This is a genomic window from Bartonella sp. SL317 (assembly GCF_059687655.1).
This window is the reverse complement of the sequence record NZ_CM185144.1, coordinates 2192921-2216620: the sequence shown is the minus strand read 5'-3', so window position 1 is coordinate 2216620 and position 23700 is coordinate 2192921. Positions and strand designations below refer to the sequence as shown.

Genomic DNA, 23700 nt, shown 5'->3' with positions numbered 1-23700 from the left:
TTATGATGCGGAGATTTAAGGTGAAAAATGTTCAATCATCCTTGTCAACACATTCTATTGTATAGAATGGTCGCATGCATGAACACTGTTGAGAGGGGGTTAAAAGACACGTTTTTCTAAAATAATGGACAATAAACACTTATTGTTTTATGACCTGTCATCGTGAATGGTTTTTCTTTTAAAAGGGGAATTTATGACCCAATATCCCAAATGTCTTCGTTGTGATTGCCCGTATACTTATGAAGAGGGTGAAAATTTTGTATGTCCTGAATGCGCATATGAATGGCCTCAAAAGAATGAGAATACTGTTCTTTCCGAGATTGTTTATGATGCCAATGGTCAAATTTTGACAAACGGCGATACCATTATGGTGATAAAAGATCTGAAAGTAAAAGGCGCTTCCTCTGTTTTAAAAGGTGGGACGAAGGTTAAGAATATTCGATTGGCGGAGGGGGATCATAATATTGATTGCAAAATTCCTGGAATTGGTCAAATGAGTTTGAAGTCGGAGTTTGTTAAAAAAGTTTAGGCATTTATCCTTTTATATTTGTTTTTGCTTTTTGTTGTTTATATCTTTTTCTTCGATAGGAACTTCTTTTCCAATCGTTATGTTTTCCCTTGGGATATAAAAGTCCTATTTTGCCAGAGAAATGGCTATCTTTTCTTTCAAACATGTTGGTTGATGGTAAGGACGAGATGGTTCTTGATAAAAAAATAGTTAAAGTGCATACTTTATAAGGAAAATAATGCCGTAAAGTGAAAAATTTACGATGGCTCAATTGAGGGAATTTTTTCGCTTTTTCTTAGATCATTTCCCAAATAATCTTCATAGATCTAACTTTAATTTATGAATCTTTACAGGTCTTGATACTTTTGGCGTTTTCATTGATAAGGATGAGAATGAGGGAGATAGAGGGAGAATTTTTAATTTCAAGAATAGGAAAAGCCGGTATGGTGTTTTAAAAAAATCTTTCTTAAGGTGCTTAAATCTATTTTTGCAATGATGCCCATGGTATAAGGCAAACGCCGTTAGGAACTATCATTTAAAAGGGCAAGTCAGCATCATGGCACACTTTGCTGGTTTTCAGCGTTGCAACAGTTTTTATATTTGCTCCTATATTGTATCCTTATATTTGAAAATGTTCATAAGGAGTATTTTAAAAATCGTTTTTGTTATCTTTCAATGCATGATGTATCGGCGAATGATTTTGGTTGATACAATAAATACAATTGAAATGAGAAGATTATCAGGATTTCCATTTAAGGTGTAAAAGTGTGATTCTTATCGATTGGGAGCTACAAAAATATTTTGCGGGATTTTATCATCGGAAACACATCAAAATTATGTGTTAAGGGGGATAAGTGTGTGCTCTGTTTTACACGATGTTCTATTTTCTGTAACGGATCCCTTTTTTGGAGAAAATTGCATGACAAGTTCATGAGGCAAAAGAAATTTAAAGCGCGCTTCTGCCTATGCGTTATCCTTGCGTGTCTGTGATGGGTTGGTTTAAACAATGCTTTTAAAGGAGAAAAACCATTTTAAATTCTGTGGGGATAAGGGAAGCCTTATAATTTTCTAGTTTTTTAAAGCAGTATGGTATTCTTACGACTGTATGGCTTATGTCTAAAATTATAAGGGATAAAATAACGTAAGACTTTCACATCCGATGTTTTTTATCTTGTTGCAGAAAGACAATCTGTGTGGTCATTTTACTTAATTGAAGACAATGTTTATTGAGGCATGGCTTCAACGCCTAAAACTTCAGGGATAAAATGGCGTAGAAGATTTTCAATACCATGTTTGAGTGTTGCTGTTGAAGAGGGACATCCAGCGCAGGCACCCCGCATATTGAGGTAAACAATACCATTTTCAAAGCCGCGAAAAGTAATATCGCCACCATCATTGGCAACAGCTGGGCGAATACGTGTTTCAAGCAGCTCTTTAATGGTTAGGACAATATCTGCGTCTTTTTCGTCATAAAATTCCTCGTTAAGGGCATGGGCTTGGGCTTGTGTTGTCGCACTGGTGGTGATTACAGGCTCATTGGACAGAAAATGTTCCATAATTGTGCCTAAAATGACAGGTTTGAGATGTTGCCATTCACCCTCTTTTTTGCTTACAGTAATGAAGTCATAGCCTAAAAAGACACCATTGACATTCTGAATATTAAACAGCTTAGTTGCTAAAGGTGAGTTTTTAGCCGCTTCTTCACGATTACGAAATTCTAATACACCCTCGGAAAGAACCACGCGCCCTGGTAGAAATTTAAGGGTTGCAGGGTTTGGGGTGGTTTCAGTTTGAATAAACATTGTCTCTCCTTTTATCCTTTTATCATGAAGGATTATGTAAGATCATACCATTTTAAAATATTATATTTTTTAGGCAATAGATTTAATATCTTCATCGGCAAGATTGCTGGGAATGACAATGACAGGGATTGAAAAAGCTGTCCCTTTATTTCCGATTAATTGAACAAGGGGACCTGGCCCTTCGGAATGGCCACTGGCGGCTAAAACAATCAGTGCAATCCTTTTATCTTTGTCGATCAGTTTAGAAATTTCATCAATTTTTTTTCCTTCACGCACCACTATTTCTGTTTCAAGCGCATGGGAGGCGCGGACTTCACTGGCAATGTCTCCTAACATTTTATGAGCACTTTGCGTTGATTCTGTACGCATAATATTGTTGACTCCCAAGAAATGTTGAAATTCTGCACTATCAACAACACAAAGCAATACCAATGTTCGATTGGTATTTTGGGCATGTTGTGCGGCAAAAGCAACGGCACGCCGACATTCTGGTGTTTCATCGATGATGACTAAGTTTTTTTTCTTGGGTTCTTTTTTCGGATCTTTGGGTTTAGAAATCATGCACTTTCTCTATTTTGTACAAACGGCTTTTTTGCTCTCTACATTTTTTTTAAGTTTATTGTTTTTATGTATTGTGCAAAAATCCAACAATTTCACGAATTTTTTTCATGTTTTCTTCTGCGAGCATACTAGCACGTTCTGCGCCATCGTGCAAAACAGAGTCAATATAACCGCTTTCTTTATGAAGTCGACGTAATTCTTCTGTTATAGGGGCAAGCTTATGGACGGCGAGGTCGGCTAGAGCTGTTTTAAAATGTGAAAATTGTTGACCTGAAAATTCTAAAAGAACTTTTTCTTTACTGATTTTGGCAAAGGCAGCATAAATACCAAGTAGGTTATCTACTTCTGGTCGCTCTTTTAAAGCAGCAAGGGAATCTGGAAGAGGTGCAGAATCCGTTTTGGCTTTTCGTATTTTTTGGGCTATAAGATCAGCATCATCGGTTAAATTAATGCGTGAGAAGTCTGAAGGATCTGATTTTGACATTTTTTTTGTTCCATCGCGCAAGGACATAATGCGTGGCGCTGTTGTTCCAATGAGCGCTTCTGGAAGAGGAAAAAATCTTGGTCTTTTTTCTTCATCCGTTTGTATAGAGATGCCAAAATTTAAGTCAGCAATACGGTGTGCATAATCATTGTTAAATTTTTGTGCAATGTCGCGTGTGAGTTCAACATGCTGTTTTTGATCTTCACCTACAGGCACATGTGTTGCACGATAGACTAAAATATCAGCAGCCATCAACGTGGGATAGGCAAAAAGTCCAAGGGATGCTTTTTCGCGATCTTTTCCTGCTTTATCTTTAAATTGGGTCATGCGTTGAAGCCAGCCAATACGGGCAACACAATTTAAAATCCAGGCGAGTTCAGCATGTTGAAAAACACGTGATTGATTGAAAATAATGTGTTTTTTTGGATCAATACCAGCGGCTAGAAAGGCGGCTGTTACTGTTCTGGTGGATTCGCGTAAAATCAGAGGATTGGGGTTGACGGTAAGGGCATGCATATCCACAACACAATAGAGGCAGTGATAAGCGTTTTGCAGTTCAACCCAATTTTGAAGAGCTCCAAGATAATTGCCAAGATGTAAGTGACCACTCGGTTGTACGCCCGAAAAGACAAGGGGGGTGAAGGTATTCATAGGAGTGTGCTTTCTTCAATTAAAGTTATTTGTTTTATTGTTTTTGACAAAGTATAGATATTATGGACGTTTTTTCAAATTTTTAAGCGTGTGAAAAAAGGAACGGGGGTTAGATAAAAAATAGACACTGAAATAGGTCAAGAATATGCCGAGCATGATTCCGGCTAAGGTGCTGGCACGCAAGAAAAATGAGGCCTCTGAGGATAAGGGAAAAGATAAAAATCCACGCATATTCAAACCGTAATAGAGCGCGAGTGCACTCAAAAGGGAAGCAATCATGAGGCATAATATTTGCTTGATCAGTTGGAGGTCGTATTTCCAATAACCTCGTTTGATAAGGGTTCCCCAAAGCAGTAGGGTATTGACCCATCCGGAAGTAATTTCAGCAATCACAATGCCGCGTGCTGAAAAACGAGGAAATAATATTAAGGCAAGGCTGATATTGATGAAAACGCAAATGCCTGTAAAAATCATCGGTGTTTTGGTATCTTCATGGGCAAAAAAATTAGGAATAAAGACTTTTATGAGAACAAAAGCTGGAAGTCCTAGTCCATAAAGTCCCAATAATTGTGCAACATGCTGTGTTGATTGAGCGGTAAACTGGCCTCGTTCAAAGAGTAAACTGACAATAGGGGTGGAGAGCAGCAAAAAAGCGATGGAGGCGGGGAGTGTTAACAAGAGTGTGAGTTCAATAGAGCGATTTTGCAAATGGTGTGTTTCTTCATGTTTTTTGCTTCGTAAAGCGCGGGTTAATTCTGGCAAAAGAACGGTTGCAACAGCAATGGCAATCACGCCTAGAGGCAATTGATAAAGGCGATCAGCGTACATCAAAGAAGAGACAGCACCCGATTGACTAGAAGCAATGTTGGTATTGATGAGCAAATTAATTTGCGTGATACCACCCGTGATGGCTGCGGGGAACGCTAAGGTTAAGAGCTTGCGAACATTAGGGGTTAAATGGGGACGGCGGAAGAAAATTTTCATGCCACTTTGACGTAAAGCAACAAAAATTAAGGCGAGTTGAAGAAGCCCTGCGGCTAATACGCCCCAAGAGAGATTTAAGCCGATATGCCAAGCGTCAAGTTTATAAATCCAAGCATAGGCGAGCACACCAATCAGAATAATATTTAAAAAGAGTGGAGCAACAGCAGCAATAAAATAGCGGCGCAGAGCATTGAGCATGCCCCCCATCATCGCAGCGAGCGACATGCAGGTTAAATAGGGAAACATGATCGCAGTAAAGTGAATTGTGGCGTTAAACTTTGTTGCATCTTCGCTAAAACCTGGAGCAATAATGGTTCGGACCCAAAAAGGCATACTCAGTTCCATCGCAATGGTTAACAGTAAGAGCAGCGAAAAGAGAACGCCAAAAACTTCTTCTGCAAATTTACATGCTGTTTCTTGACCATCTTCAGTGATTTTTTTGGAAAAAAGAGGAATGAAAGCAGCATTAAAGGCACCTTCAGCAAAAAAACGGCGGAATGTGTTAGGAAAACGAAAAGCAGCATTAAAGGCATCAGAAACTGGACCAGTCCCTAGGGCTGCGGCCATAAGCATTTCGCGGACAAAGCCAAAAATACGGCTCATGAGAGTTCCTGAAGCAACTGTTGCAATTTTTTTAATCAATGTCATAAAAATCTATCGGGTTTGTGGTAAAAGAAAAGCGATGACAGGAAAAATAAACCGTTTAAAATTGTGAAAATCTGATCTGTATATCCATCCAAAAATATACTTTCAGCGTTTTACGACGGTGTTTATCTTTCTGTCAATGATGATGCGTGAAGACTTTTAAAATGCTCCTTGTTTATTGTTGCATGACAATTTTTATTGTTGCCATAAAATAATTAAAATTTCTTTTTCAAAATGAAATATGGGCGTGATGTCATAACAGTTTAGGGATATAGAATGGTCATTTCTCTCTTAAGGCGTGATGTTCTGTTCATGAAAACTATACCCCAATGGTGTTGTGTTTTTCGTGAGGGGTGTGGCTCACCTTTACGCTTATGACGTAATAAGCCGGTACGGTACATCACACACTTGTGCCAGCCTTTGAGTGTTGTAACAGATTTTGCATTGAGATGATTCATGAAAAGGGAGACGATTCATGATTAAGGCATTTTTACTCTTTGCTTCATCATTTTTTATCCATCCGTTAATCCCATTTGTAACGTGTAAAACGAATGGTTTGATTGATGCCACATGAGAGAGATTTGTTATCAGAGAATCTGATGATATTGGGGGGTTTTATTTAACATACAAAATAGTGAATACGCATTATTAATCAATTTGTTATACCAAATTTAAAGAGTGAAAATAAAAGCGTGAAGGAATATGCAGTTTTCATGATTTAAAAGACAGAGCTTTTAATGTTTTTAAAAGTTTGTCAGGTTGAGTTCAAAGGTGATGCTAAAGCGCGTGATTGGTTTTCACTTTTATGGTTTGATGTTTTTGACATAAATGAGGCAGTCTTTCCGTTTCAGAGATTCCATAAATAGAGGATGACAAGAGGTGATCTTTCAGTGGCGTTTTGCTTATTTCTAACGTCACAGGCAAGAGTGCTAAAGCGATGATTAAGGAGTGAATGATCTTTTCAAAAATGATCAATCCTTATCCATTGCTCTGTGGAGATTTTTTCATCGTTGATGGGGTGAAATTTCAGCAAGTAAGTAAAGTTTCTCCTTGATGGTTTTCACATTTTATTGATGCACAATTGGTTTGCCGATGAAGATAGCGAGTAAAGGAAATCTTTTGGGATTTGAGAGGGCACTTTGGCCTGAGAGGGCAAAAAATGAAAGGCTTATAGGAACTTTTAGACAGTCATGGCTTTTGCGTATTGCGTTTTATGTGGTTGAATATTTTCTTGTTCCTTGATGGGGCAATGAACCTTTTCTATCATTTTTTGTGCTTTACTTGCTTCTTGATCAAATGTGTTCGAACATGTTTTTTCAGTGTTTTTCTTGATCAATTAATGCGGGATAGGTTACCTCTGGTTTGATGCTAAGCATTTATTAAATTTGTAGTCATAAGTATAAAAAGACGTGGGGGATAGGCTTTGTTCTATCTGTTTTGTCTGCTTGACGATTGCCATAATCTCTTTTGCTTTGAGGGTTGAAGTACCAAGACTCTCAGCCAGTTTTTCAGGATTATTTTCCTCTATAGCACCATGCTCACTTGAGGATAAGCGCTCATTGATTTTTTTATGATAAGTCCTTACTTCTACCCTTAATTCAGGAGATTTTGATAATATTTCTTGCTGTTGTTCTTTTGATAAGGAAAAGAGATTTTGCATCCATGTTTTAGGCATTTCTATTGACTGTTTACTGCGTTTTTGTTTTTCGTGATGGTTATGGAGAATGTCTTTTTCTGTTTGTTTAAAAACATTGATATAACAATCAAGGGCTCTACAGAGGGGCAAAATATTGGTTTCAGCATTGATGCGCGCGTTATTTTTTATGCCACAGACATTTATGCCAGAAAGCTTAGCAATCGATTTAGCAGATGTGGCGATTTGATAAGTGAGTTGTTCGCCACGCATTTGATTTTCATGGATCATCTCAATTCTTTCCCGCAAAATATGCCGGTTGCCATAAACGGTTTGGCATAAAGTTTCGATTTCTGTTCTTTTTGCTTGAATGAATGGGTTGTTTTTTATTTTTGTGATAATTTCGTCGCGTGGAAGGGGAGGGACTGTTTCTGCGGGGATTAGAATTTCTTGTTGGTTTTGAATTTTTTGTGCTGTAAAGGAGAAGGGGTCACCTATTTTTAATGTTCGCATTTGCTCTGGAGTGAGATCTTTTTTATTCCCTACGATGAAAGTACCATTAACATCAAGCATGAAAGCATTTGCGCTAGCCCCTCTGTAGAAGCCTTCATAGAGATGACCTTCTTTCGCAGTCATAATAAGCTGATTATGAATATTTCTAAACCCAATACTTTTCATATTATCCATGAATTCTTTTAAAATCAGTTTTTTTTCTGGATTGCAGATATCCTCAAGCAGATGTTGCATTTCTTCTTTCGTATTGTGTTGTAGCGATGCAAAGCTGGCAAGGTCCATACGTTTTTTTGTGGCAAGAGAAAAGTCGAGTGTGTGTCCTGCTACTTGCCCAATTTTTTCAAGAAACATTCGTTGTGTACGCCCATTGCCTTCTCTGAAAGGATGCGTATAGTTGAGCTGTAGCAACAGATCAGTGGCTTGTTCAACAAATGTTTCACGAGTTAAGTCTTTTAAATTATTCGTTTCAGAAAGCATTTGATCTAAATTTTTTAATCCTTCTTGGATTTGGTTTTTTGAGGCAAAATGGACCCCAGCTTTTTTCATCTCTGACGTAAAAGCAACGCTGCCATCTTTAAATGTAAAAGGTTTTTCGCGGGTTTGTCCTGCCCATTCAAACGTGTTTTTAAACAGGGTATGATGAATATGTTTAAGATATGTGGAGTTTAGCTTTTGTGGTGGCGCTTCTTGGCGGAGATGAATCATTGCTTTTTCTACATCACGGGCACATCGCATTTTTAATTGTTGATAATCTTTTATTCCGTATTTATTTTTTAGAGTGGTATTATTTGGGTAAAAGAAATTGTGATCTGCTGCAGAATCTTGTTCGATTTTAGGTGTTGAGGATAACTTATCTTGTGAGATGAGAGAGGTGGTGTCGGCTGTTGTTGTTTCAGAGTCCCAGTATACCACTGCTTTTTGGGAGTGCTGTTTTGCTCTTTCTTGATGATCAGAGCTTTTCTCTTGTGTCATTTGGACAGTTATTTGATCATTTGTCGCAGTCTTGCTCGTTTGTAAATTGGTTTCTTGCGAATATGTTTGCTTTTGTCTCACAGAGGAAGAAGACTGAGCCATTGGTTGTGCACTTTGTTCTTTTTCTTGCAAGTTTTGGGAAATAACTTCAACGTTATCATGTAAAGCAGGAGAGGTATCCCATGGTACAAAATAGTCTTTTTCTTTTCTCTTTGTTTGAGGGGATGCTTTGTCTTTGTTCTTTTCGGTTATTTCATCGCCTTTAAGAGTGGCTCTTTTTTGTTGGCTTTGAGCTTTTGGCGCTGTAAAGGAGAAGGAGTCGCCTATTTTTAATGTTTTTATTTGCTCTGATGTGAGATCTTTTTTATTTCCCAAGATGAAAGTTCCCTGAGCATCTATCATGAAGCCATTTTGGCCACAGCCTCTATAGGTCCCACGATAGGTTTCTCCGTCTTTTGCGAAGACAGTAAGATAATAATTTCTTTCACCCATTCCAAGCATTTTCATAGCGTTGGTGAATTCTTGTAAAATGAGCAATTTTTCTGGATTCGAGATATCTTCAAGTAGATGCTTCATGGGTTCTGGATCGCCACGTTCCATGGCGGCTGCACGGACAAAATCTTTGCGCTTTTTGCTCACGATAGAAAAGTCCAGCTTATGTCCTGCTGCTTGAGCGAGTTTTTCAACGAATAGCCTCTTGGTGCGTTTATTGCCTTCTCTGAAAGGATGTAAGTTATGCAAATCGATCATTATTAGAGCAGCATGTTCAACAAATTCTTCGCGGCTTAAGTCTTTTAAATTATTCTTTTCAGCAAGTTTTTTATCTAATTTTTCCAGTCCCTCTTGGATTTTTCTGCCAACCGCAAAAGGTTTTGTAAATTCTTTTCTTTTCAAAATGGGCATAGAAGCAACACTGCCATCTTCAAATGTAAAAGGCTGTTCACGGGTTTGTCCAGCCCATTCAAATGTATGGAAAAAAAGGCGGTAATGAAGATATTTGAGATAGGAAGAATTAAACTGCTCTGGTGCGGGCTCTTGGAGCAGTTTGATCATTTCTTTTTTTGTATCCTCAAAACAGCGTCCTCTTAACAGGTCTTTATCTTTAATGTGGTATTTATTTTTAAGTGCTCTGCCCTTGGAATAAAAGAAATTTTTCGCTTCGTCATTGATTTTCTTTGAAATGGCTTCATTCACTGCAGAATGCTGTTCTGGCAATTCTTCCGTGGAGGAGGCACAATGTTCTGTGTTTTTTTTCATGTATATTTCCCTTTAAGTTTTTCATATTTTCTAAAAAAGCTTCTTTATTTACATTTTTTTCCTTCGGTTATTTTTTTAGCGTTTTCTTCAAAAAAGAATGCCGATTTGAGTCATAGAAAAAAATGATCCTCTTCACCTAGAGCCCAAGTTCATGATGGAACAACGTGAATGTTGGTCATTTTTATGAAATGTTATCATTAAGTTTTATCAATTCGTTTTGTCATATGATAATTTATTCAAATTTTTCTGTATGTTATACGCTATCCTTGATGAAATTTGGGCCAGATAATGGCACAAAAATTTTTTATAAAAAGCCAATCGTGATGAGACTATCACGACAAAGCCATTGCTTTTGATGTTTTGGCTCTGTGCGCTCGAACAGCCGATTGCTCTTCTTGTTGAGATGTTTCTCCAAACTCTTGAGGTTGCTTTGTTGTTGTGCGCTCAGGAAGCTTCGGGGGTTGCGATAAGCTTTGCTGCTTTTGCAATTTTTTATCGAGATCGGTAGGCGGTTGATGGCGTTGTTGTTGTTCTGTTTGATGGTTTTCTACAATGGTTTCTCTTAACTGTTTTACCGTATCAGCATAATCCATAATAGCGGTACAAAGGGTAGAAATATGTTTTTCAGCGGTTTTGCGCGCTTGGTTTTTTATGCCAAGGATTTTTCGACCAGCAAGCGGAGCAAAAAATGTAGGATTGTTTTCAATTTGAAATACAAGCTCTTCTCCCATACCTGGAATTTTTTGCATATCTTCCATTCTATATTGAAAAATAGATGAATCTTTATAAACAATCTGGCTCCAATATTGAATCTCTCTTTGACCATATTGAACCGATGGATCTTTTTCAACTCTGCGGGCAATTTCTTGATTTGAGAGGGGCTGAATTTTCTTTTCTGAATTGAGCAGATTTTGTGTGTGTTGAGTGATTACTCCTTCCTGTTGTTCTTGTTGATGCTGTCGTTGTTGTGTGTGAGAACTTTGTGAAATATTCTCTTGTTGTGTGTAGTTTAAGGTATATAGAAAACCTTCTAGGGCGTCACGCAAATTCGGAATCGTTTTTTCAGCGGTTTTGCGCGCACGATTTTTTATGCCAAGAACTTTTCTCCCAGCAAGCGGAGCAAAAGATGTAGGATTCTTTTCAATTTGAAATACAAGCTCTCCTCCCATATCGGGGTTTTCTTTGACGGCTTCTATTCTTTGTTCTAAAATAAGCTTTTCACCATAAACCTTTTGGCACAAAAATCGTATTTCTTCTTGATATGCAACGAGCAAGAGCTGTCTTTCCATTGTATTAATAGATGCTGTTTTTTCCTGAGACGGTTTTTGTTGTTCTCTTGCTGTTTTGGTGGAGTGCGTTTTTTGGATGATAGCATCGCTTTGTTTTCTCTCTCCTATTCGGTGCGATTTTCTTGAACGAGGGATTACATAGATTTCACTGTTTTGTGATGATGAACTGCTTTGCTGCTTGACTTTTCTGTGCTGTGATGTTTTGGGTCTAACGCTCAGGACGGGGGAGGCAGGATTTTGGATTGTTGTGCTGGTTGGTGTTTTTTCTCTTATGCGTGGAGACGTTTGCGAGGTAGGCGTTGCATAGAGGTGTTCGTTCTCTTGAGTTTTTTGTTTGTGCTGGCTTTTATCTTTTTCATGCGGTGATTTTTGTGGTGCTGCGTTTATGTGCGTGGAGGTGGGGTTTGGGGGTTCTGGACTTTGGATTGTTGTGCTGGTTGGTGTTTTTTCTCTTATGCGTGGAGATTTTTGCGAGGTAGGCGTTGCATAGAGGTGTTCGTTCTCTTGAGTTTTTTGTTTGTGCTGGCTTTTATCTTTTTCATGCGGTGATTTTTGTGGTGCTGCTTTTATGTGCGTGGAGGTGGGGTTTGGGGGTTCTGGACTTTGGATTGTTGTGCTGGTTGGTGTTTTTTCTCTTATGCGTGGAGATTTTTGCGAGGTAGGCGTTGCATAGAGGTGTTCGTTCTCTTGAGTTTTTTGTTTGTGCTGGCTTTTATCTTTTTCATGCGGTGATTTTTGTGGTGCTGCTTTTATGTGCGTGGAGGTGGGGTTTGGGGGTTCTGGACTTTGGATTGTTGTGCTGGTTGGTGTTTTTTCTCTTATGCGTGGAGATTTTTGCGAGGTAGGTGTTGCATAGAGGTGTTCGTTCTCTTGAGTTTTTTGTTTGTGCTGGATTTTATGTGATTTTTGTGGTGCTGCTTTTATGTGCGTGGAGATGGGATTTGGAGGGACTGTCTTTTGGATTGTTGTGCTGGTTGGTGTTTTTTCTCTTATGCGTGTGTGTGGGGGGGGTGCAACCTTTGAGGGGGGGGGCAAGTTCTCTGGGTGTTTTTGTATAGGTGGTTTTGACAAATTTTGAGAAACTTGTGGAGGAGATGTTCTGGAGGGAGATTGTTCAGCTGGTTGTTGAAATTTTTCCATCATTTGAGTGATAAAAGGGGAGGGGGTGCTTTTTTTCATCTATGTTCCTTCCAAACTCTTCCAATATTGTTTTTAAAGACCATTTAAGAATACACGTTGTGTGTTTATTCTGTTTTATGCTTTTTTACATAATCTTATGAGAGAGGATATGAAACTAAGCGGTTTTACGAGATATAACTCTCTTGCTGCAGATCATGATCACTCTCTAGATACTGTTTTATCAATAGGTTAAATGAAGTAGTAGGAGAATGAATTTTGTTTCAACTTTCTCCCTTTCTTGGTGCAAATCACTTTTTTCCTGTGTTGCGCCAAGACTTTAGATGCAACGTAAAAACTGACGATCTGTTTAGCTGGCAAAAGCCATCGCTTTTGGGGCGGCAGCTTTGCGAGAATGAAAATCTGTTTCTCTTTGTTGGCCAGAGGGCGTTGCGCCTTCATGCGTTACTGTTGAAGGTCCAGGGCGTTGAGCAAACTGTGAGAGGCTTTCTTGTTGCTGAAAGTTTTGCACTCTCTCAGATGATTCATGGCGTTCTTGTTTTACCTGCTCGGTTTGTAAAATGTACTCTCTTACTTGTGTTACAGCCGTTGCATAATTGTCAGCGGCATTAATGAGGTGAGAAAGTCCAGCTTCGGCATGTCTGCGTGCTTGATTTTTAAAACCACAAAAGTTGCAACCAGCGTATTTATTAAAAGACTGAGGATTTTCGGCAAGTTGCTGTGCGAGCTGTTCTATTGTTTCAGGGGTCTGGAAAAGCACTTCTACTTGTGATTGCAAAATATTTTCATTGCCAAAAACAACCGTGCACCAATATTTAACTTGGGCATGGTGTCTTTTGACCTTTGAATGTTGGTGAATTTTGGTGGAAATTTCTGCCTCTGAAAGTCTTTCTTTTTCCAGATGATCGGGTTTTTGTAAAAGTTCAGCGACAGCATCCTTCCCAATGAAACATTCATATTTTCTGATTTCTTGCTCTGGAGATTGTAATAGGCTCTCTCTTGCATATTTTACGGCTTCTGTATAACCATCTATGGTGATACTTAGGGCGGAAAAACTCTCTTCTGCTTTTCTGCGTGTTTGATTTTTGAAGCCACATACATTGATACCGGAAAGTTTAGCGATGCTTTCAGGATGGCCTATCATACGCCATGAGAGCTCTTCTCCTACTGCGGGATTTTTTTGAATTTCTTGCATTTTTTCTTGCAAAATATTCGGATTCCCATAGGCACTTGCGGATAAACGTCGGATTTCTTCTCCATATATTCGAACTAATGAATGGTGCGGAAGTAATAGAGTGATTTCTTCCTCGCGGAGAGTTCTCGTTGTTTTTTGTGATGCAACTGTTGCATAGGTCGTTTCAGATTGTTGCTGCCTTTGTGTCGATTGATCTCCTGTTGTAGAGGCTCTTGGTGGAGTCGTAACGGATGTATATACAGATTTTTCAGCCATAACTTCTTTTTTTGACTGGGAGGGTTCTTGCTCATCTTCCTCTACAATCGTAGATAATTTTCTGCTTTGTGATGTAACTCTTGTATGGCCAGCTTCTGGGGATGAAACTTCTGCGGCAGCTTGCTCATAGAGATCCATCAGTTGTCGTATGTGAGAAGAGGGTGACAGAGGAGGATTATGTTTTTTCATGCACGTTTCCTTTCAAAAATTATTTTAGAAAACCTCTTTGGTGTATTCTCCATTTTTATGATTTGATAACTTTAAGAGACAAGCAAGATATCAAGATTGAATGGCATCCAAAGATTTCGCGCTATTTATGGCTAGTCTAAAGGGCCTTTGTGTCTTTTATACAGTTTTTTTGTGAAGATTTATCAATAAGTTATCATTAATGATAGGAGGCATTTTAAAGTCTATTTTAGGACTATTTTTTGTAACATTCTAAAACAATTCTTGGCGCAATCACGATAAAATGATTTACGCCAAGAAATTCACTGCAAAAAAAATTAAATGAAACACAAAAATTGATTTATTTTTATATTTACACCCTTTTACATAGTAAAAGCCATCCCTTTGCTCTGTCCATGTTTTTGTTGTTGCTGGCTGTGCTCTGGATTATTGTCTGCTCTTCCTCTTTCGTGGCGATGATGGTGGTGATGCCTATGTTCGAAGTTTCTTTCTGGATTTTTGTGTTGTTCAGCTTTTTCTTTTGTCTCCTCATGGGTAAAATCTTTATGGAGCCGTTTTGTCACCTTTACATGTTTTTCAAAAGCTACACAGAGGTCAATAAGGCCCTCTTCAGCTTTTTTACGATCTTGGCTTTTTATACCAAATATTTCGCTCCCCGAAAATTTACCAAAGCTTTCAGGAGAAGCAGCAAGGCGCCATAAGGTTTCTCTTTGATGAGGGTCGTCGAGAATTTGCGCAAGCTGTTGATTTAAAGCATGCGCGTTACCATAAACAATTTTGCACCACTCTTGGATTTCTTTTACGCTATATTGGAATTCAGCATTTTGTAAAAGCTTTGTTGTAATTCTGTCTTTTGGGGTTCTGGGAGGCAGTGTTGTTCTGTCAGTGCTAACTCCTTGTGCACTCTGTGCATTCAGATCCATTTCTTTATAAATGTGTTCTTCTGGTTCTTGAGGAGAGCGCCTGCCCTGTGCCCCCTTAGCGGATTTGCCGTAGAAGGGATTTTCTTGTTGTTGAAATTCTTTCTGACCAGTTTCCAGATTAAATACTGCATAGGGACTTACAAGTTTTCGCGTAGAGGGTTCACGCACACTCCTATCAACTATCGCAGGGGCTGTTCCTCTTCGTTGAGAGGAAGGAATATCATACCAACTTGCTTTTGCACCTGCACCAAATTCTTTGTGAGTGGACATTCTTGGTTGTTGAGAGGGATGGACAGTTCTTGTTCGTTGAGAGGAAGGAATATCATATTCACTTGCTTTTGCACCTGCAGCAAATTCTTTGTGAGTGGACATTTTGGGTTGTCTGAAGGGATGGACAGTTCTTGTTCGTTGAGAGGAAGGAATATCATATTCACTTGCTTTTGCACCTGCAGCAAATTCTTTGTGAGTGGACATTCTGGGTTGTTGAAAGGGATGGACAGTTCTTGTTCGTTGAGAGGAAGGAATATCATATTCACTTGCTTTTGCACCTGCAGCAAACTCTTTGTGAGTGAACATTCTGGGTTGTCTGAAGGGATGGACAGTTCTTGTTCGTTGAGAGGAAGGAATATCATATTCACTTGCTTTTGCACCTGTACCAAATCCTTTGTGAGTGGACATTTTGGGTTGTCTGAAGGGATGGACAGTTCTTGTTCGTTGAGAGGAAGGAATATCATATTCACTTGCTTTTGCACCTGCAGCAAATTCTTCGTGAGTGGATATTTCGGGTTGTTGGGACGTTTGTCCTCTGCTGATATCTTGATTACGATCTTTGTGTGATTCATGAACCTTTTTATCAAGAGTTTCTGGATTTGCAGAAGGGTGTGGATGATGTTTTTTCATGCGTGTTTCCTTTTAAAAATTATTTTGGAAAACCCTTTTGGTGCATTCTCTACTTTTATGCTTTGATAACCTTTACACAAAGCAAAATATCAAACTGAATGAGCTCCAAAAATTTTGCGCTATTTACGGCTAATCTAATGGATCTTTGTGTTTTTTATGAAATTTTATCAATACGTTATAGTCAATGATAGGGGTCATTTTTAAGTCTATTTTAAGACTGTTTTTTGTAACGTTCTAAAACAATTCTTGGCGCAATCACAATAAAATGATTTACGCCAAGAAACTCACTACAAAAAAGATTAAATGAAAAACAAAAATTGATCTATTTTTACATTTATGCCCTTTTACATGGCAAAAGCCATTCCTTTGCCATGTCCACGCTTTTGTTGTTGTTGAGGGCTGTGCTCTGGACTATGATGGCGTTCGTGTCCTCTTTCATGTCCTCTTTCGTGATGACGATGGTGGTGATGAGATCTTTCAGTTTGTTGAGAATTTTCTTGCTGGCGTCTTTGTTCTGCCCTAGGGGTTCGTATAAGCCTCTCCCTTGTTGTTTCGACAGTTTTTGTATAACTATCAATAGCGTCAATGAGCGAACCAAAGCTCTCTTCAGCTTGCTTGCGATCGGGACTTTTTACACCAAGGAGTTGTCTACCAGCAAGCTTATGAATAGATTCAGGATTTGCTGCAAGTTGATATGAAAGCTCTTTTCCTTTACTGGGATCTGTAAGTATATCTTGCAAGTGCTGCTGGAAAATATTGTCTTTTCCATAAACCATTTGACCCCAATGCATAACCTCTTCTCCAAATGCTTTAACATGTGGATCTTTTAAAAGCATGACACTCATTTGCTCAGGTGAGAGGGAGGGGTTTCCTCTTTGTTGTGAAGAAACTTCTGCATAAACAGTTTCAGATTCTTGTTGCTTTTGATGATGCTGTCCGCCTCTTGAGCGAGTAACGCTGCTGACAGATGCGTATGTAACGTTATCTTCGCGCCTTGAGGGAGCAACTTGTGTGTAGTCTGTTTCAGGCTCTTCTCTCCTTTGATGATGGCGTCCTCTTGAGGGAGTAACGTTGCTGACAGATGCGTATATTATCTCGTCGGGGATTCGTTGGGGCTGGTTTTCTCTGTTTTGTTTATTCACTTTTGCATAGAGGGTGTCTGGATTTTCAGAAGGGTGTGGTTGATGTTTTTTCATGCCTGTTTCCTTTCAATATTTTTAGAAAACCTCTTTGGTGCATTCCCCACTTTTAGTTTCGATAACTTTTATACAAAGAAAGATATCGCACTGAATAACCTCCAAGGACCTGCGCTATTCGAGATCAGTGTAACGGACCTTTGTGTCTTTTATACAGTTTTTTTATGAAATTTTATCAATAAGTTATAATAAATAACAGGAGCCACTTTTAGGACTATTTTTTGTAACGTTCTAAAACAATTCTTGGCGCAATCGTAAGGAAACGATTTACGCCAAAAAACTTACTGAAAAAGAAATTACATGAAAAACAAAAATTTATTTGTTTTTATGACTATGTCCCTTTACATGGCAAAAGACATCCCTTTGCTATTTCCATGTCTGCGTTGTTGAGGGCTGTGCTCTGGACTCTCATGGTCTCGTCTTCTTGCCTGATGATGATGATGGTGATGATGTCTGTGTTCAGAGTCTCTTTCTGGATTTTCTCGTTTTTGACCGCTTTCTCTTGTCAGGTCACGTGTATACACTTCATAGAGCTTTTGTGTTTGAAATATATGCTTGTCAAGGGTAGAGCAAAGGTGACGAAAACCATCTTCAGCTTCTTTTCGATCAGGGCTTTTAAAGCCAAGGATTTTCCTACCAGCAAGTTTTCCAGCGCTTTTAGGGTTGGCTGCAAGGTCGAATAAGACTTGATCTGCACTCTGAGGATCGTCAAGAATCTTTGCAAGTTGTTCATTCATAGCATGTACGTTACCATAAACAATTTGGCACCAATTTTGGGTTTCTATTACACTCGATTGAAAGTCTGCATTTTGTAAGATCTTTGTCGTAACCATCTCTTTTGTGATTCTAGGAGGGCGGGGTGCTCTGCCAACGTTGTCATGGAGAGGATTGGCGCGTTGTTGTGGTTCTTGCCCGCCCTCAGCGCCTATTTCAAGTGTTGCATAAACAGTTTCTGTTGGTTGTTGAGGAGCGCGCCCGCTCTGTGATCTTGGATCAATTTCTGCATAGATGTGTTCCTCTTGTTTTTGGGAGTGCTGCACATTCTCAGCGCTTTCGTTAAGTGGTTCATAGAGGGGATTCTTTTTTCTTGAAACTCTACTTCACCTGTCGCTAGATTAACGACTTCATAGGGATTTGTGGGGTTTCTCAGAGAAGGTTCAAGCGCCCCCCTCCTGACGGTTGCTGCACGGGTCGCACCTCGTGGGTATTGGGGAGCATAGACTGTTTCTGGTGGTTGTTGGAGGGTATAGACCGTTTCTCGTGGTTGTTGAGGGGGAGGCGTATCATAGGGATTTGTTTCCGGTGTATTGTAAGGAGAATTTCCTTGCTCTCTCGTTCTTGATCTATTGGAGGGATCTTCTTGGAGAGGGGTTTGCACACCATCTCTTTTTCTGCGCGGTTTATTTACTCGTGCGTAGAGGGGTTCTGGGTTTTGTGGTTCTTGCCCGCCCTCAGCGCCTATTTCAAGTGTTGCATAGACAGTTTCTGTTGGTTGTTGAGGAGCGCGCCCGCTCTGTGATCTTGGATCAATTTCTGCATAGAGGTGTTCCTCTTGTCTTTGGGGGTGCTGCACATCCTCAGTGCTTTCGTTAAGTGGTTCATAGAGGGGATTCTTTTTTCTTGAAACTCTACTTCACCTGTCGCTAGATTAACGACTTCATAGGGATTTGTGGGGTTTCTCAGAGAAGGTTCAAGCGCCCCCCTCCTGACGGTTGCTGCACGGGTCGCACCTCGTGGGTATTGGGGAGCATAGACTGTTTCTGGTGGTTGTTGGAGGGTATAGACCGTTTCTCGTGGTTGTTGAGGGGGCGGCGTATCATAGGGATTTGTTTCCGGTGTATTGTAAGGAGAATTTCCTTGCTCTCTCGTTCTTGATCTATTGGAGGAATCTTCTTGGAGAGGGGTTTGCACACCATCTCTTTTTCTGCGCGGTTTATTTACTCGTGCGTAGAGGGGCTCTGGGTTTTGTGGTTTTTGCCCGCCCTCAGCGCCTATTTCAAGTGTTGCATAGACAGTTTCTGTTGGTTGTTGAGGCGCGCGCCCGCTCTGTGATCTTGGATCAATTTCTGCATAGAGGTGTTCCTCTTGTCTTTGGGGGTGCTGCACATCCTCAGTGCTTTCGTTAAGTGGTTCATAGAGGGGATTCTTTTTTCTTGAAACTCTACTTCACCTGTCGCTAGATTAACGACTTCATAGGGATTTGTGGGGTTTCTCAGAGAAGGTTCAAGCGCCTCCCTCCTGACGGTTGCTGCACGGGTCGCACCTCGTGGGTATTGGGGAGCATAGACTGTTTCTGGTGGTTGTTGGAGGGTATAGACCGTTTCTCGTGGTTGTTGAGGGGGCGGCGTATCATAGGGATTTGTTTCCGGTGTATTGTAAGGAGAATTTCCTTGCTCTCTCGTTCTTGATCTATTGGAGGGATCTTCTTGGAGAGGGGTTTGCACACCATCTCTTTTTCTGCGCGGTTTATTTACTCGTGCGTAGAGGGGGTCTGGGTTTTGTGGTTCTTGCCCGCCCTCAGCGCCTATTTCAAGTGTTGCATAGACAGTTTCTGTTGGTTGTTGAGGCGCGCGCCCGCTCTGTGATCTTGGATCAATTTCTGCATAGAGGTGTTCCTCTTGTCTTTGGGGGCGCTGCACATCCTCAGTGCTTCCGCTAGATGAGTCATAGAGAGGATTGGCGCGTTGTTGTGGTTCTTGCCCGCCCTCAGCGCCTATTTCAAGTGTTGCATAGACAGTTTCTGTTGGTTGTTGAGGAGCGCGCCCGCTCTGTGATCTTGGATCAATTTCTGCATAGAGGTGTTCCTCTTGTCTTTGGGAGTGCCGCACATTCTCAGCGCTTTCGTTAAGTGGTTCATAGAGGGGATTCTTTTTTCTTGAAACTCTACTTCACCTGTCGCTAGATTAACGACTTCATAGGGATTTGTGGGGTTTCTCAGAGAAGGTTCAAGCGCCCCCCTCCTGATGGTTGCTGCACGGGTCGCACCTCGTGGGTATTGGGGAGCATAGACTGTTTCTGGTGGTTGTTGGAGGGTATAGACCGTTTCTCGTGGTTGTTGAGGGGGCGGCGTATCATAGGGATTTGTTTCCGGTGTATTGTAAGGAGAATTTCCTTGCTCTCTCGTTCTTGATCTATTGGAGGGATCTTCTTGGAGAGGGGCTTGCACACCATCTCTTTTTCTGCGCGGTTTATTTACTTGTGCGTAGAGGGGTTCTGGGTTTTGGGGTTCTTGCTGTGGGTGACTTTTTTTCATGACTGTTTCCTTTTAATTATGTTAGAAAACCTCTTTGGTTTTGGTGCATTCCCAACTTTTTTGAGATCTTTTAAGATAAAAGAAAATATAAAATTGGATATCTTTCAAAAATTTCACGCTATTCATAGTTTATATGTAATGAAGTTTTATGGCTTTTATAAAGTTTTTTTGTGAAACTTTATCAATAAGTTATAATAAATCACAAGATTTATTTTTAGGACTATTTTTGTAAAACTCTAAAATAATTCGTGGGGGACAAACGCGATGAAATGGTTGATACAAAGAGTCCTGTTGGCGGTTAGAATTTTCGCATTTTTAGCCGGTAAGAGCGAGAGATGAGGAACGACTAACTTTCAAGCTGCGGGACTGACATTGTGCGTCTCTGGTGTGCTTTACAGTGTGTGCAATGTCTTTGGCTTTGCTTTCCGATGTCCCAAGTAGGCACGCCAGTCTTGTATAATTTTTTTCTTGTATGGCTTTACGGTCGTCTGAGGAGAGACGACTTTGTAGTTGGCGTGAAAATGTATGGAGTTCTTGTCGGAGTGAATAAGAATGCAATAAAGCTTCCCTTTGTTGTTCTTCTGATAAGGCAAAAAGATTTTGTAAATTTCTTCCAGGTCTTTTGACAGCGTGGCTTAGACGATTTTGTTCTCTTTGATGTTTCTCTAGAATTTCTTCTTTTGTTTGTTGTGTTATTGTGCCATAATTTTTAAGTGCTTGGCTGAGTTGTGGAATAGCCTGTTCTGCCTGTCTGCGATTTGAACTTTTTATACCAAGTATTTTTATTCCTGCAAGTTTAGAAAGTGATCGAGGATTTTTTAAAACTTCATTGGCAAATTGATTTCCTAGGCTTGGATCTGCTGTGGTGATATCCATTTTTGTTTTTAAGGTTTGTGTTTTGCCATAAACAATCTTGGATAATTTCTCGACTTTTTTTCGGGATGCTTCAACATAAGCGTCGTTTGAAATTCTTGCAAATAACTCTTCATTTGTGAGAGGGGCTAATGTTTCTTTTGGGATCAGTATTTCTTTTACATTTTGAACATTGGTTTTTTGAAAGCAGATGCGAGCACCATTTTGTAATGTTTTGACGTATTCTGGGGGAAAATCATCTTTGTGACCGACGACGAATCCGCCATCAACTTCCATGACAAAACCTTCTGCTGAGAAGCCTCTAAAAGTGCCGTCATAGGAGATGCCTTCTTTTGCTGTAACAACAATGCGATTGTTAATTTCATCCAGTCCAGCTGCTCTCATCTGGGAAATAAATTCTTTTAAAATAACGGATTTTTGCGGATGGGTGATATCTTCAAAAAGATCTTTCATTGGTTGGGGATTGTCATATTGCATGGCTTCAATACAAGCTACTGTCATGCGTTTTTTTGTGATGAACGAAAAGTCAATCTGATGCCCTGCTGCTTGTCCAAGTTTTTCCATAAACATTCGATTAACGCGCCCATTGCCTTTGCGGAAAGGGTGTGCGTGCTCAAGCGCCATAAAAACTTCAGCGGCATGTTCAGCAAATTCTTGGCGCGATAAGCCTTGTAAATTGTTCTTTTTGCTCAGAGTTTTTTCAAGTTGTCTCAGCTCTTTTTTTATCTGCGGACCGATAGCAAAAGGAACTCCATAGCCTTTGGGACGCATTGCCGGCATATGCGCAGTGGTGCCATCTTCAAAGGTAAAGGTTTTATCGCGGGTTTGGCCTGCCCATTCAAAAGTTTTGTGGAAGAGGCTCCAGTGGATTAATTTTAGATAAGTGGTATCAAATTTTTGAGGTGGTGGTTCATGACGAAATTTAACAGCCTCTTGTGCCGTATCTTGAACACAGCGTTCATACAGTTTTTTGGAATCTTTGATGTTATATTTATTTTTGAGTGTTTTGGTTCCCTTATATAGATAATTTTGCTCTAGCATAGAGTCTCTCCTAAAGAAGGTATGGTGGTGGTTGATACGCGTCTTAAAACGCGGGTCATGTTAAAAATCCCCCTTCGCGTATTCTTTTAAGACTTTGAGAGTTATGAGAGGTTGTTCCTTAAGGGTGTGGATGGTTGTATCAATTGTTTTGTAACGCTTTTGAAAGGCTTTTGGTATGAAAGATGTCAAATGATCTGTCGCGATTGTTTTCATGCCTGTTTCCTTTTGTTTATGGTTTTGTTGTGCTGTAAAATACTGGTAGACGACGGTATGAATCCCGTGAGGGGAAAAAGATAGATTTTTGATAAATACGCTCTGAGTAAATCCTTCATTCTTTGAGGTGAGGCGAGGAGATTAAAAAGAAAAATGTTTTTTAAGATTTTCGCCGTTTTGCTTTTAGTAAAGTTGTTTGCAAAAGCGCTTTGGTGAAGGGCGTGAAGATGGAGAGTAGCATCGCTCTTGGTTAGCGGCTGGTATTGGAAATTTTTATACACAGCATTCAGGCTTGGAAATCTATGGATAAAAGCAATCATCAAGAATTTTCTCCATTATATTTTTCTTATTGGTCTTATGTGGATATTTTATTTGTGCATTTTTTAAACAAAATGTTTCTTACTGCTGTATTATTGCTCTTACTGTATTGCGCTTCTTTAAGATCCATAAAAGGAAGAAACCTTTCTTTGGCTAAAGGAAAAGGCGTTTTTTCAGCGCTTGGACGTTAAAATAGAACACGCAATGATATCGTAAAGGGGGGAAAGCTTATATAAGAATGATTTATTTATTTTGATGTATATCTTGAATGTTTTTTTGGAAGTTGGTTTTCTTGGGTGTGGGGGCTCTTGTCTTAAAGGGGCTTTTTTTGTTTTGAAATTGGTGATGCGTGTTTTGAAATATTTTTGTGTTCGGGGGATAGGCATTACTTCACGCTTTTGTTTATTATGTTCTTTCATGAAGGTATGCCCTTTACGTAAAACAGAACACCATTGGGTTGTATCATCACGGGTTGGTTTTAAAGAGATATCTTTTAATACATCCATTTGACGAGGATACTCATGAATGGTGTAATGATAAAGCTCCCATGAAGTGTAATAAAATCTATTGAGCGTTCCCATTTTTATGCTTCATAAAGAAGCTGGGACTATCACACACTTTGCCAATGTTAAAATATTGCGGATCAATCCTTTGGGTTTTGGGGCGGTTCATGAAAAGGGATGCTTTTCTTGTACAATTTTATTCCATATGAGGCCCCCACTTGTGATGTACAAGCGACAGGGTTTTGATTGATTTAACATGGAACAGATTTGAAATGAGAGAATTTTAGGCGGTTCGATCTATCATTCAATACAAAAGATGAATTGTCATTATAAATCAATATATTGTCTAAATTATATATGAAAAACTTTGTAAGAATGTGTTCTGTTTCTAGGTGGAGATGTTGCTGT

At 39.6% G+C, this 23700-nt stretch carries 17 protein-coding genes; 1 reads left to right on the top strand and 16 read right to left on the bottom strand.

All coding sequences use genetic code 11. The features are described from left to right. Positions 1-193: 193 nt before the first annotated feature. A complete protein-coding gene (locus AC6ER9_RS09220; protein WP_497074409.1) occupies positions 194-529 on the top strand; it encodes a zinc ribbon domain-containing protein YjdM in 336 nt (111 codons plus the stop codon). A 1202-nt stretch (positions 530-1731) separates the two neighbouring features. Here the strand turns inward: AC6ER9_RS09220 and AC6ER9_RS09215 are convergent. The 16 genes from AC6ER9_RS09215 to AC6ER9_RS09140 all read right to left on the bottom strand — a co-directional run bounded on the left by AC6ER9_RS09215 (position 1732) and on the right by AC6ER9_RS09140 (position 22471). After that, a complete protein-coding gene (locus tag AC6ER9_RS09215) occupies positions 1732-2310 on the bottom strand; it encodes a NifU family protein (RefSeq protein WP_497074408.1) in 579 nt (192 codons plus the stop codon). A 69-nt stretch (positions 2311-2379) separates the two neighbouring features. Then, positions 2380-2871 carry a universal stress protein gene (locus AC6ER9_RS09210; protein ID WP_497074407.1) on the bottom strand — a complete coding sequence of 164 codons (492 nt, stop codon included), beginning with the start codon at positions 2869-2871 and terminating at the stop codon, positions 2380-2382. Between the two features lie 64 nt (positions 2872-2935). Next, positions 2936-4006, bottom strand: coding sequence for a tryptophan--tRNA ligase (gene trpS, locus AC6ER9_RS09205; protein ID WP_497074406.1), 1071 nt, complete (start codon positions 4004-4006; stop codon positions 2936-2938). Positions 4007-4066: 60 nt separating this feature from the next. Further along, a complete protein-coding gene (gene murJ / locus AC6ER9_RS09200) occupies positions 4067-5638 on the bottom strand; it encodes a murein biosynthesis integral membrane protein MurJ (protein WP_497074405.1) in 1572 nt (523 codons plus the stop codon). A 1348-nt stretch (positions 5639-6986) separates the two neighbouring features. Continuing rightward, entirely contained in the window at positions 6987-10010 is a 3024-nt protein-coding gene (locus tag AC6ER9_RS09195; protein ID WP_497074404.1) for a BID domain-containing T4SS effector, read from the bottom strand. A 332-nt stretch (positions 10011-10342) separates the two neighbouring features. Then, complete coding sequence (locus AC6ER9_RS09190) at positions 10343-12478, bottom strand: BID domain-containing T4SS effector (RefSeq protein WP_497074403.1); 2136 nt, start codon at positions 12476-12478, stop codon at positions 10343-10345. A gap of 307 nt (positions 12479-12785) precedes the next feature. After that, positions 12786-14075: a BID domain-containing T4SS effector gene (locus tag AC6ER9_RS09185; protein ID WP_497074402.1), complete on the bottom strand. Its 1290-nt coding sequence runs from the start codon at positions 14073-14075 to the stop codon at positions 12786-12788. Between the two features lie 359 nt (positions 14076-14434). Next, complete coding sequence (locus tag AC6ER9_RS09180; RefSeq protein ID WP_497074401.1) at positions 14435-15895, bottom strand: BID domain-containing T4SS effector; 1461 nt, start codon at positions 15893-15895, stop codon at positions 14435-14437. 344 nt (positions 15896-16239) lie between these two features. After that, positions 16240-17091, bottom strand: a complete 852-nt coding sequence (locus AC6ER9_RS09175) for a BID domain-containing T4SS effector (RefSeq protein WP_497074400.1) — start codon at positions 17089-17091, stop codon at positions 16240-16242. A gap of 341 nt (positions 17092-17432) precedes the next feature. Continuing rightward, complete coding sequence (locus tag AC6ER9_RS09170) at positions 17433-18131, bottom strand: BID domain-containing T4SS effector (protein WP_497074399.1); 699 nt, start codon at positions 18129-18131, stop codon at positions 17433-17435. Then, the gene (locus AC6ER9_RS09165; RefSeq protein WP_497074398.1) at positions 18017-18664 is read right to left on the bottom strand and encodes a hypothetical protein; all 648 of its coding nucleotides are present in this window, start codon (positions 18662-18664) and stop codon (positions 18017-18019) included. The genes AC6ER9_RS09170 and AC6ER9_RS09165 overlap by 115 nt, the downstream gene beginning before the upstream one ends. Beyond that, positions 18550-19002, bottom strand: coding sequence for a hypothetical protein (locus AC6ER9_RS09160; RefSeq protein WP_497074397.1), 453 nt, complete (start codon positions 19000-19002; stop codon positions 18550-18552). Before AC6ER9_RS09160 ends, AC6ER9_RS09165 begins: the two co-directional genes overlap by 115 nt. An 80-nt stretch (positions 19003-19082) precedes the next feature. Further along, positions 19083-19919: a hypothetical protein gene (locus tag AC6ER9_RS09155; RefSeq protein WP_497074396.1), complete on the bottom strand. Its 837-nt coding sequence runs from the start codon at positions 19917-19919 to the stop codon at positions 19083-19085. Further along, on the bottom strand, positions 19805-20344 hold the full coding sequence (locus AC6ER9_RS09150) for a hypothetical protein (RefSeq protein WP_497074395.1): 540 nt from the start codon (positions 20342-20344) through the stop codon (positions 19805-19807). The genes AC6ER9_RS09155 and AC6ER9_RS09150 overlap by 115 nt, the downstream gene beginning before the upstream one ends. Positions 20345-20659: 315 nt before the next feature. Beyond that, the gene (locus AC6ER9_RS09145) at positions 20660-22258 is read right to left on the bottom strand and encodes a BID domain-containing T4SS effector (RefSeq protein ID WP_497074394.1); all 1599 of its coding nucleotides are present in this window, start codon (positions 22256-22258) and stop codon (positions 20660-20662) included. A gap of 60 nt (positions 22259-22318) precedes the next feature. Then, the gene (locus AC6ER9_RS09140; protein ID WP_497074393.1) at positions 22319-22471 is read right to left on the bottom strand and encodes an antitoxin VbhA family protein; all 153 of its coding nucleotides are present in this window, start codon (positions 22469-22471) and stop codon (positions 22319-22321) included. Positions 22472-23700 lie beyond the last annotated feature (1229 nt).